Annotated in this window: 10 protein-coding genes and 1 pseudogene; 5 read left to right on the forward strand and 6 right to left on the reverse strand. The window is 47.7% G+C overall.

The features are described 5' to 3' along the window. Positions 1-23 precede the first annotated feature (23 nt). Entirely contained in the window at positions 24-632 is a 609-nt protein-coding gene (locus Q5691_RS25895) for a hypothetical protein (RefSeq protein WP_333347926.1), read from the reverse strand. 182 nt (positions 633-814) lie between these two features. Between Q5691_RS25895 and Q5691_RS25900 the strand changes: the two genes are divergently transcribed. After that, on the forward strand, positions 815-1,249 hold the full coding sequence (locus tag Q5691_RS25900; protein WP_333100235.1) for a hypothetical protein: 435 nt from the start codon (positions 815-817) through the stop codon (positions 1,247-1,249). Between the two features lie 123 nt (positions 1,250-1,372). Here Q5691_RS25900 and Q5691_RS25905 read toward each other — a convergent pair whose 3' ends face one another. Beyond that, positions 1,373-2,755 carry a UDP-N-acetylmuramoyl-tripeptide--D-alanyl-D-alanine ligase gene (locus Q5691_RS25905; RefSeq protein WP_333347928.1) on the reverse strand — a complete coding sequence of 461 codons (1,383 nt, stop codon included), beginning with the start codon at positions 2,753-2,755 and terminating at the stop codon, positions 1,373-1,375. 408 nt (positions 2,756-3,163) lie between these two features. Here Q5691_RS25905 and Q5691_RS25910 point away from each other — a divergent pair, with 408 nt between their 5' ends. Together Q5691_RS25910 and Q5691_RS25915 are read left to right on the forward strand one after the other, a co-directional pair. Beyond that, entirely contained in the window at positions 3,164-4,447 is a 1,284-nt protein-coding gene (locus Q5691_RS25910; RefSeq protein ID WP_333347932.1) for a hypothetical protein, read from the forward strand. Positions 4,448-4,734: 287 nt separating this feature from the next. Further along, positions 4,735-5,067: an RNA-binding protein gene (locus Q5691_RS25915; protein WP_190743136.1), complete on the forward strand. Its 333-nt coding sequence runs from the start codon at positions 4,735-4,737 to the stop codon at positions 5,065-5,067. Between the two features lie 237 nt (positions 5,068-5,304). Here the strand turns inward: Q5691_RS25915 and clpS are convergent, their stop codons facing one another. Then, on the reverse strand, positions 5,305-5,586 hold the full coding sequence (clpS, locus tag Q5691_RS25920) for an ATP-dependent Clp protease adapter ClpS (RefSeq protein WP_015178019.1): 282 nt from the start codon (positions 5,584-5,586) through the stop codon (positions 5,305-5,307). A gap of 291 nt (positions 5,587-5,877) precedes the next feature. On the opposite strand from clpS, the gene Q5691_RS25925 reads away from it, so the two are divergent. After that, positions 5,878-6,480 (forward strand): DUF3172 domain-containing protein, encoded by a 603-nt coding sequence (locus Q5691_RS25925; RefSeq protein ID WP_333347937.1) that lies wholly within the window; start codon positions 5,878-5,880, stop codon positions 6,478-6,480. Positions 6,481-6,561: 81 nt separating this feature from the next. On the opposite strand, the gene Q5691_RS25930 is transcribed toward Q5691_RS25925, so the two are convergent. Continuing rightward, on the reverse strand, positions 6,562-6,747 hold the full coding sequence (locus tag Q5691_RS25930) for a hypothetical protein (RefSeq protein ID WP_333347940.1): 186 nt from the start codon (positions 6,745-6,747) through the stop codon (positions 6,562-6,564). Further along, complete coding sequence (locus Q5691_RS25935) at positions 6,744-8,081, reverse strand: AMIN domain-containing protein (protein WP_333347943.1); 1,338 nt, start codon at positions 8,079-8,081, stop codon at positions 6,744-6,746. Before Q5691_RS25935 ends, Q5691_RS25930 begins: the two co-directional genes overlap by 4 nt. Before the next feature lie 90 nt (positions 8,082-8,171). On the opposite strand from Q5691_RS25935, the gene Q5691_RS25940 reads away from it, so the two are divergent. Next, complete coding sequence (locus Q5691_RS25940; RefSeq protein WP_333347946.1) at positions 8,172-8,729, forward strand: NUDIX hydrolase; 558 nt, start codon at positions 8,172-8,174, stop codon at positions 8,727-8,729. A 47-nt stretch (positions 8,730-8,776) separates the two neighbouring features. On the opposite strand, the pseudogene Q5691_RS25945 reads toward Q5691_RS25940, so the two are convergent. Continuing rightward, positions 8,777-10,715, reverse strand: a pseudogene (locus Q5691_RS25945) (DUF4347 domain-containing protein); the annotation flags it as partial.

Raw genomic sequence — 10,715 nt, forward strand, 5'->3', positions numbered from 1 at the left:
GCTTAAGCTTCGGTGCGCCTACCTTAACGGATCAATATCCGTTTGATGCTCAAAAGCGCAAAACCGGGATGCTCCCGAATATAAGTACCTTTCCCATCTCGTTCAGGAACTAATTGCAGCTTGTTAATGAACTCATCATACTCTAAATTTTCATCTTCTTTCGGTGCAATAGTTTCAGAGTAAACTTCATATTCACCCTGCTCCCAAATCTGAGTAACATCTTTCAAATGCTTCTTCAGGACTTGAACAATCGGATTCCCTTCTAGTCCTCTTAATCCAAAAAAGTTCACAAATAAACTATCAGAAGTACACTCGAATCTCAGTTGGAAATACCAAGTTCCTTTTATAGTCAAGCCAGCGCTTGCTATTTTGAATGGCTTGGTTTTCTTGGCTCCAGATCGATGAGCTGGTGTAGTCGTTATTCGACAATCTGAGAGTACATCTGTGCCATAAACTTGGTAAATTTGGTCACAAGCTTGTTCAATGAGTATTTTAAGCTTAGGAACAAGTAATTTTTGTAGCTTATCAGCACGCTCTCGATTGTCTTCGACTGAGAAGAGATATTGTTCAGCAGACCCTATCAGTGGCAAGTCAAGGATGTGTGACAATTCGGTTTCCTCAACTGAATTCATATTTGCTCTCCGACATGACAAGTCCAACGAAAACTAATCGATATTTTAGCTTTTTTTCGACATATCCTGAAATAAGTCCTGCTTCCCCGGCTCCTAAAACTTGTGCTGTGGTGAGTTCTGGACAAGGGAAACGCTTATGGACTGGCGCACCCTACTATCGTCTTTTAAATGCCTAACAGCTTATGACTCAAATAAATCCCGATCGCACTGCTGGTACAATTGCGATCGACGTTTGCGCTCAATCAAACGGGCAGTATCTTTGTCAGATTTCGTCATCTCTGAGCGATCGCCCTGATGATACGATGAATTTTTACGGACAAACGAAAGAACACGCGATCGCGATCGCCCTGGAAAATTTAGCATCTCGCTACCGCCAGCAAGCGGAAGACTCTCAAAATATAGATTGGGATGCGGTGGAAATTTCGGATTCGGGAGTGCCGATTGAAAAGCGTTATCACGTAATTTTGCACTACGAACGAATTGCTAAAGATGAATCTAAGTTTGAGGCCATGCACAATACAATGATGGGAAATACAGTAGTTGAAAATGCCAAAATTTCAATAATTGAGATCGATCCCGATATCGAAATCGAGGCCAGAGGGCTATCAAAATATTGAGCCATCGGGACTTAGGTGCAGATGGGCATCTTACCCTACGCATCAACGATCGAAACGTGAGTTTGAGGCGGCGATCGACTAGAAGCGATCGCATAATTTCAAATCCCCAAAATTTCTTTTCTATTACTCCCCCGCAAAATCTGCCCTAAACTTCTCCACAACTCGATTCAACTCAACTGAATGAGAAGCCTTAAATAAAATACGATCGCCCTTTTCGACAAATCCCAACAACCGCTTTGCTAAATCTTCCCGCCCATCCTTGGCTGTAATATCTCCTATCTCCACAAAATGCAAACCCGCAGCGCCCGCGGCCATCGCCGCTGCTTCCTCAAAATCAGCAAAAACAAACAAAGCATCAAGCTGCAACTCTCGCGCCGCCATTCCCACTTGTCGGTGAAATTCGATCGCCCTATCGCCCAATTCCTTCATCGTTCCCAACACCGCAATCCGGCGCTTTCCAGGAGTATCTGCTAACAGTCTCAGGGCCGCCAACATCGACTCCAAACCAGCATTGTAAGTCTCATCCAGAATGACAATATCCTGCGGCAAATCGTAGCGGCGCGCCCGTCCATCCGGTAACTGCACAGACAAACCTTGCTTTAAAACTTCCCAATCAATACCTAAAACTTTTCCTACTGCCAAAGCCGCCAGATAATTTACAGCATTGTGGCGTCCAGGCAGCGGCAGTGGCAATTCAACGCCTTCTACCAACAGTTTATCATAATTGAGCAATTCCCCACACAAATCCCCGCCTTCTAAACCGTAAGTTAAAGTTTTTCCTTGCCAAACTTTCGCCGCAGTTGCGGTTAATCTATCACCATCGTGATTGAGAATAGCAATGCTATCAGCAGGCATTTCGGCTAAAAGTTCACACTTAGCTTGGGCTATCGCCTCTTCCGATCCTAATCGCCCGATATGTGCGGTTCCTACATTAGTAATTACCGCCACAGTAGGACGAGCAATTTGCGACAGTAGCGCAATTTCACCACGGCCGCGCATTCCCATTTCAATTACAGCATAATTGTGGGAAGGTGAAAGCTCCAGCAGAGTTTTTGGTACGCCAATTTCATTGTTGTAGTTGTATTGAGTTTTAAGAACATTTCCCTTCGTTGACAAAACCGCGGCAATTAACTCTTTAACAGTAGTTTTACCTACAGAACCAGTAACAGCAACTATAGGTATACTGAATTGGTCACGCCACCAACGGGCGATCGACTGATAAGCTTTTAAAGTATCATCAACGCGCAACAGCGGAAAATTAGGCATTTCCTGTTGCCAATGTCGATCGACTATCGCCGCAATCGCCCCCAAATCCCGGGCTTTTGCCACAAATTGATGGCCATCAAAATTCTCTCCCCGCAGCGCCAAAAATACTTCGCCCCCCTCAAGAGTGCGCGTATCTGTGGCAATACCTGTCCCTAAAGCTGTCAAAAGGTTCTCAGACACAGCAGGCAAAGGTACACTTAAAATTTCAGATAGTTGGGCTATACTTACACGACAAACCATAACCAGCACTCACATTTCAAATAATTATTTTCACAGCTAATTCTACCTCGCCCAATCTCAAATTTAACTTACACCGGGCTGCGGATCAGGATTGACCTTGATCATCCTAATACTAAATCGTCCGCCCACCAAGAAATTATCCCGTACCCCCCCACAATCTTTACCAATACTTTACAAACTCGATGGTATTTAAGGCCTTGCTAATTACCAACAATTCATGTCATGCTGGTGTTGATAAATAGTTTAACTAAGCAAAAAATATTGATCGGCTTAAGCTGCTGACAGCTTCTACCCATAAGCCTCATCCGGCGAGAAGCTCGGTTGACTCAATTGTTGCGATTCATTCGCCAATTCATCAAAATAATAGCGCTGAAAGCTCCTGCCCCAGCCTCGGAGGGTTAATCCACAGTGAACGACTACAACAGACAAAGCCACGAAGAAGAACAGCTACTTTACAAGCACTGGCTGGAGTTGGTACAACGAGAGCAGCCTGCCGAACTCATCAGCCGCTTTCGCACTTTGTTTATCCAGGGTAGCGGATATCCCGATCGCTCGATCGCCGAAGCACTCGAAAAAATAGCAGCCTCAGAACACGCCGAACAAGAATTCAAGTACATCCTCAACCGCTGCTGCCACATCCTGATCAACCGCTGGCAAACTTACCCCAGCAAGCAAGTAGCCATCCCTGAATTGATCGCTCTGTTTGAAGAAGCGCCCAAAAAAATATTATTTGCATACAATCGATCGCGCGGGCGAGGCTCCATCCCCCAATTAGTAAATCAATTTACCGAAAGCGAACAGTACCTCACCCTCCAACGTTTAGCCAAAGTCATAACTCACAACAATGAAGATAGCAGCAACAGCAAAACCCCTGCTACCCTTGCCCTCGGAACCTTAATTCCCCGTTACCCTTACCTCTACAAACACTGCCTCCTCAGCGACGACAGCACCTACGAACAGCAAAAGATCATTAAAAAAATCCAAGCTCAAAAGCAGCAGCAATTTGAGATCAACCTCTCACAATATGTCGCCCACCAAGTGAGAAAGGCTCACATAGCGCGTCGGGAAACCTCCCTTTCCTTCGGCAGAAATATACAGCCTATAAAAAATCCGACCCTGTTGACCGACCCGGAACTATTCTTTGCCCTCAAGCAATTTGTCGGAAAAGTAGAAGGAGCCGATACCTACAGACAGCTAGCGGGCCGTTTCACGGCGAACGCCAGCACATATCAGTCCTACCGCTCCTTTAAAGACGACTTGTACGAATACCTGATTTCTTCTGTCACCGACGATCGCTACGGCAAACGTCTCTTTAACGAAAAATTGTATAAGCAACTACAAAATACCCTACCCCACAGCGATGATCAGAAGTTTAACGAATTTTTAATGATCAGAACTTGCAGCCAGTTATTGAACTTTTTAGTAGTAGAGAGTCCTGTGCGGCCCAACCACTTTGTCTTCATCGACCTGATCTCAAACCTCGGGCCGACCCAAACCACAGGTTTGCTGCTGAAAATCGTACTAATTTGCGGCAAAGTCAAGCCCTACCTAGAAAAGCGACTGGCAATTTTGTTCGGTCATTACGAATGCAGTACCCGAGAAGGCGTGGTGTGGTTAGTCAAAGCCCTAGAAAACGTAAACCTAGCTTTGAGTACCAACTTTGGCAAGGTGGATGTATCTTTCCTGCGGTGAGAGGGCGCGGCATAACTTTCTCTGCTTCCAATGCAGGCAAAACATCACGCCGATCGACCAGGTTTCTGAATACCCTAAAAGTTTTACCTTTGATTAGAACAACTTAATTAACTCCTGAAACCTACTCAAAAGACATTATTCTATGTTAAAGTACCAAGTGTGAATCAGATTCAGTTGCAGGCTTTGTTCATTGCTACAGAATTGTCTAAAAACTTGCCCTTCTGTATCGGCAGGGGACTCTCCGAAACTGAAATCTTCGCACTGTCTAAATTTTGGAGTTATTCCTCATGTCGATATACGTCGGTAACTTATCCTACCAAGTTACCCAAGAAGACATCACCACCGTCTTCGCCGAATACGGAACTGTTAAGCGGGTACATCTACCTACCGACAGAGAAACCAGTCGCCCGCGCGGCTTCGGTTTTGTAGAAATGTCCACAGATGCAGAAGAAGATGCAGCGATTGCTGCTCTCGACGGAGCAGAGTGGATGGGTCGCGACCTCAAAGTTAACAAAGCCAAGCCCCGCGAAGATGAAGGTGGCCGGGGCGGCGGCAACCGGGGCGGCGGTGGCCCTGGAAAATTTGCTCGCGGAGGGGGCGGCGGCGGAGGACGTTATTAATTTCCTCTGATAAAGATTTGAGATTGAAGAGTTGAAATTGGCGCGAGAGCTCACCTAGCTCCGAACCACTTCCGGCCGTTCCGAAAAACTATCCTCTTCAAATTTCCATATCTACCGGATTAAATATACCAAAAAGCCAAGGGCCTAACCCTTGGCTTTTTGGTATGAGGGTTGACGGTATGAGGACGGTATGAGTCTGAAACCGGCTACGCGAATCCGTTGCAGTACCGTCAGGTTCTAATCGTCAGGTTCAATGCTGCTGCTCAACCCGTGATTATTGAGCGTTTCAGCGTAAAACTCAGCGTGTTCGAGAGCGCAAACAATCACCAATCCCATCCCGTTAGTATGGGCTTCCATCATCACATTTACCGCCTGTGGCTGAGTCAGACTCGGTACCGTCGCCATCAAAGTCTGCACCACGTACTCCATAGGATTGAAATCATCATTGTGCAGCAGAACGCGGTAGCGCGGTGCAAGCTTGCGGACTGTGGAAGGCTTTTGAATAATTTCGACAGACACTAATCTATACCTCCTGACTTGTAAAATGTTAAAATTTGTCAACAATCTTGAGCCGGATTCCTCCGCTGTGCAAGACTATCTCACTTTCAGCTATTTTATTGAAATCTGAAAATTCAGACAAGGCAGCCCCTGGGTCGATCGCGAGCTGTGAACCCAACACCAAACCCACAGGGCGTGTCCTGGGTCCTACGCAACCACATTCCTAGCGCCATAATATTAGAAAGGCGCGATCGGTTAAAAATAACAAACTACTACCTGTTGAGTCTCCAGAACTGAGGGAACGAACATTATATGAAACGCAAACCTAAATCCTACAACGACAGATTCATCGGCGACCCATCCCGAGGAGATGAAGACTCCGATTACTCCGGCTCCTTTGGCGGACAGTCGCGGCGTCAACCTCAGTCCGGCAAACCCTCTTTCCTCAATTCCGCCACATTAGGGATTTTAACAGCCGTCTTTATTCTGGGAATTGGCATTGGCATCGCCTTTAGCTCCACCGCTACAATTAGCCCAGAGAACGTAGCATCCCGCGAATTTATTGATCGCAGCGCCCCGAACCCAGAACTTTGCGTGCAGTTTGGAGCAAGCGCGATGGTGACAGATATGCGCCTCTACGTCACCCTCAACCCTTTCAACGTCTACATCTCGCAGCCGAGTATGCGCCCCGGATGCGTTTTGCGAACCAATAACTGGGCAATTCTTGAGCAAAGAAAACTAATCAGCCAAGACCAAGTGCGCGATTGCAAAAATCGCATGAACACCTTTGGCTTCACCGGCCCCCTGGAAGCTCAACCGGAAATTAACTGTATCTACCAAAACGACGGCGCTAAAAACCTGTTCCTGAATCAACCGGGATCGATAGCTCCAACCAGTGAAGGTCAAAATTTCTAAATCGCCGATATAGCGGTTTTTAGTTGAGTCAATTACAGATATGCGGTAGGACTTAGGCAAAGCCTAAGTCCTTATTTTGTTTCATAGGATGGAAAACTGCTCTAAGTAAATTTTGAACAAAGAGGTTCCAGGGAAGAAAAAAGTCTTCCTTCTTCCTTCTGCCCTCTTCCTTCTGCCCTCTTCCTTCTTCCTTCTTCCTTCTTCCTTCTTCCTGACATCCGTTACATCCGTTACAAAATCCGTTGCCGAACTTCCTTCTTCCTTCAAAAACCAAACTGGGGGAAATCTTCCGTTAACTGAACTTGCAAAATTTGACCGGGTTGAATCGTAGCAGGTTGAGGAGCAGCGACGTAAGTTGTAGCAACACCACCGGCTGCTCCCGCCAACAAACCGATACCAGAAAAGCCGCTCAGCAAGAACAAAGCTAAGCCACCAATACCAGTATTTCGCAACAAACTGCGATCGGAAGGCTCTTGTCGGCGGCCGCCCACGGGTTCGGAGCGAGCCAAGAGAGGGATATTGCGGCCGTTGAGACTAATACCTTCGACCACAAATCGACTGCCGAGGTTCGTTGTTTCAAACCGACCGATGACCGGCGTATTAGCAGGTACGATCGTATTGCCGCGGCTGTCGAGAATTCCCCCTTGCAGGAGCAGCACTTCCTCTCGGCTAGGCTTCGCTTGCAGGCGCAAAGCCCGATCGCCGGGGTATAGCAAACTGAGCTCCGTGCCCGCCCGCAGCAAGACATTCGCCCCAGTCGCAGCCTGCAAAGGAGCATTTGAGCGGCCGCGAGGAAGTGGTTCACCAAAAGTAAGAAAAGTAAGCGTCCGCTGTTGGGGTGCAGCAGCAGCCGTTATTTGAGGGTCTAGGCGGGGTAGAGCAGCAGCTTGTACCCCACGGCGTTCGTCAAGGCGAACATTGACTAAAGGCACTCTTAGAGGCCGGATTTGGTCATTGGGAGTTGACCGCGGCGAAAAATTTGTACCGGGATTCAGGGAAGTAGGAGATTCAGGTCGATCGACCTCTGTGGCAGCAGTTGAGTTGGAATCTGTCGGTGGCTGGTTTTGCGGTACTTGTATGGCAGTCTGGGGTTGAGTTTCGGGAGTTTCCATAATTGGAGTCGGTTCGATCGAAGGACGCAACACCCAGCGATTTTCTACCCCGCTTCTTTGGAATTGAACTTGCCCTGCGCTGAAACCGACTCCTGGAGCCAAATTGACCAGAATTCTCGCCGTTCCCGGTTGAAGTTGACTCACCCCCACAGAACGCACTCTGCCTTGCGGGTATAGCTGAGTTGCATCTACTCCGATCTCAGTATTGGGCAAATCCACAGCAATCTGAGACGGGTTGAGTAGAGAATATGTGGGGGTTGTTCCCTCTGGGAGAGTAATTTCTAGCTGATTTGTCGCCGGATCGAATTGCCAACTTGTCACTGTAGAAGCATTTGCTGGTTCCAGTGTTGCCGGCACTGCTGCAACTGCGGCGACGACTGCTAGACTCAGACTCAGTGACTCGATCGCAAACAATCCCGCTGGTAGAGAATTAACAGTCAATTTTTGTAAGCCTTCCCCAAATCGGGTGAGTAATTTTTTGTATGGCATGGCGGCTAAGTGAAATTTTTGATCTGAAATAGATTATGGATGGGAAAATTTTGCGTTCGGATGACGCTGAAAGTTTAGCATTATTGCGATATGAAAAATTTAACTAAATGGAAATTATTACGATCGCGCTTCGTTATTAACAACAAGTGGTGTCAGGTTAGACAAGATGAAATAGAATTGCCAAGTGGACAAATTATAGACGACTTTTTTGTTAATGTCCGGCCCAATATCGCCCTCGTATTTGCCACAACAGAGCAGCAAGAACTTGTATTAGTGCGACAATACAGACACGGAGTAGGCGAAATTTTGCTGGAACTGCCTGCTGGATCTTTCAACCCTGCTGAAGAAAGCGGGAAATCGGCAGCCGCCAGAGAACTTGCCGAAGAAACGGGATATGTTGCTGAAGAAATTTTGGAACTAGCAACCTTATATGATAACCCCGTAAAAGACACCAATTCTATCTACCTATACTTTGCTAAAAATGTCAAGCTTGCCAGCAAAATACAATTAGATATTACAGAAGATATTGAAGTAGTTTTAGTCCCCATTGCTGAACTTTTGGTGAAAATAAAAAACCGAGAAATTTGTGTAGCAGGAAGCATCGCAGCTATTTTTTTAGGATTAGAATTTTTGAATAAACAGCGGTAAGGTGCTGTATGAATAGAACATTACACGCTGTTTAATGCGCTTTGTTTTCAAGGAGAAAGAGTAAGAAAATCGAGAGCAGTGATAGAATTATCAGCACCAAAAACCTGAGCCAAAACCTCCCCAGTCGCAGCAAATTGCAGCAGTGTGGCATTCGCAGTAAAGTTAATTTGCAAAGCCTCAAAACTCAAGCCACCAGCCAGAACAAACTGATCACTTCCTACGGAAAAATTGAGCACAGTATCCATACCACTATTAGCGCTTAACACAAAGCGATCACTCCCAGTACCCCCAATCAAAGTATCATCTGAGCCATCACCAAACAGCCAGTCATCTCCTGCACCCCCATTGAGAATATCGCGATCTTTCCCTCCATAAATAGTGTCATTACCATCATCACCATTGAGAGCATCTTGACCTTCATTGCCATATAACAGGTCATCGCCATTACCACCATTAATACAGTCTTGCTGACCGTCTTCACCCACAGCCCCTCGCAGATTTTCCCCGCGATCGCCACTAATGGTATCATTACCTTCATCGCCACACAAAATATCGCTACCATCATCGCCGTAGATCAAATCATCGCCAGCATCTCCATTTACCAATTCGTCATCCTTGCCACCACGAAGGGTATCGTTACCAGAACCCCCATCGAGAGAGTCGGAACTTTCACCGCCACCCTGAAAATCATTTCCATCTCCGCCAAATAGCAAGTCGCGGCCATCCACATCGGACACTAACTCGTTTTGCAAGCCACCATAAAGCGAATCGTCTCCCTCATCGCCGACAATCGTGTCGGAACCGAGTTCGCCCCAAATCAAGTCGTTGTCTTTGCCACCGTAAACTAAGTCATTACCTTTGCCGGCAAAAATGCTATCGTTACCGCTGCCACCGCCGATGATGTCGCCGGTGTCGTTGCCGAAAATTAAATCACCTTCATCAGTCGCAATTGTGCTACCTGCTGCAGTGCCGTAGTCGCCGATGATGGTGTCGGAACCTTGATTGCCGTAGAGAGTATCCGAGTCAGTTTCGCCGAAAAGACGATCGCCCCCTTTGCCTCCAAACAGCAAATCCCGTCCGTTACCACCTCGCAAGGTGTCGTCTTGTTCTTGGCCGTGAAGTAAGTCGTTGCCATCGCCTCCTGTCAGCAAATCGAAGCCGTCGGGGTCACTGTCTAGGGAGTGGAGGAGGCCACCAAACAAAGAGTCGTCTCCGTTGTCGCCGTCCAGGGTGTCCGGGCCTTTGTCACCCCAAATTAGGTCGTTGTCGATGCCACCATAGGCGATGTCAGGGCCTTTGCCGGAGTAAACGGTGTCATTGCCTTGAGTGCCGGCAATGGCGTCGCCGGAATCACCGCCGAAAATTAGGTCGCTGTCGTTGTCGGTTAAGTCGATGTTGTTGCCGTTGTCGCCGACTATGGTGTCAGAACCGCGATCGCCGTACAATGTGTCGGAGTTGCGATCTCCAAAAATGCGATCGTCTTGTTTGCCACCAAATACGGCATCGGTTTGTTTGCCGCCGTAAACGATGTCGTTGCCCTTACCGGCAGCTATGTAATCTCGCTGTTGGTCGCCGAAAGCGATATCGCTGCCGCCTTCACCTAATACTGTGTCGTCGCCACCAAAGGAGAGAAACAGTTGGTTGGTTTCGTTTCCTGTTAAGGAATCGTTTCCGGGAGTGCCGATGTTGGTGTTTTGGATGTCGATGAGTTGGGCGGCGTTGGAGTCGAAGTTGAGTATGGGGGAAGGCTGGGGGGGGGTAAATGTGATCACAGGGGGCCCTTGCAGGGGGGCGCAACCGCAACTGGTATCTGGTTCGGGTACTGGGTTGAATATGGGGGGTGGTGTTGGTTCCGCTGCGGGTGTGGGTGTTGGTTCTGGGATGCGTGGTGTGGGTGTTGGTTCCGCTGCGGGTGTGGGTGTTGGTTCTGGGATGCGTGGTGTGGGTGTTGGTTCCGCTGCGGGTGTGGGTGTTGGTTCTGGGATG

It is taken from the genome of Microcoleus sp. w1-18aA5 (assembly GCF_036701705.1).
Lineage (GTDB): Bacteria > Cyanobacteriota > Cyanobacteriia > Cyanobacteriales > Microcoleaceae > Microcoleus.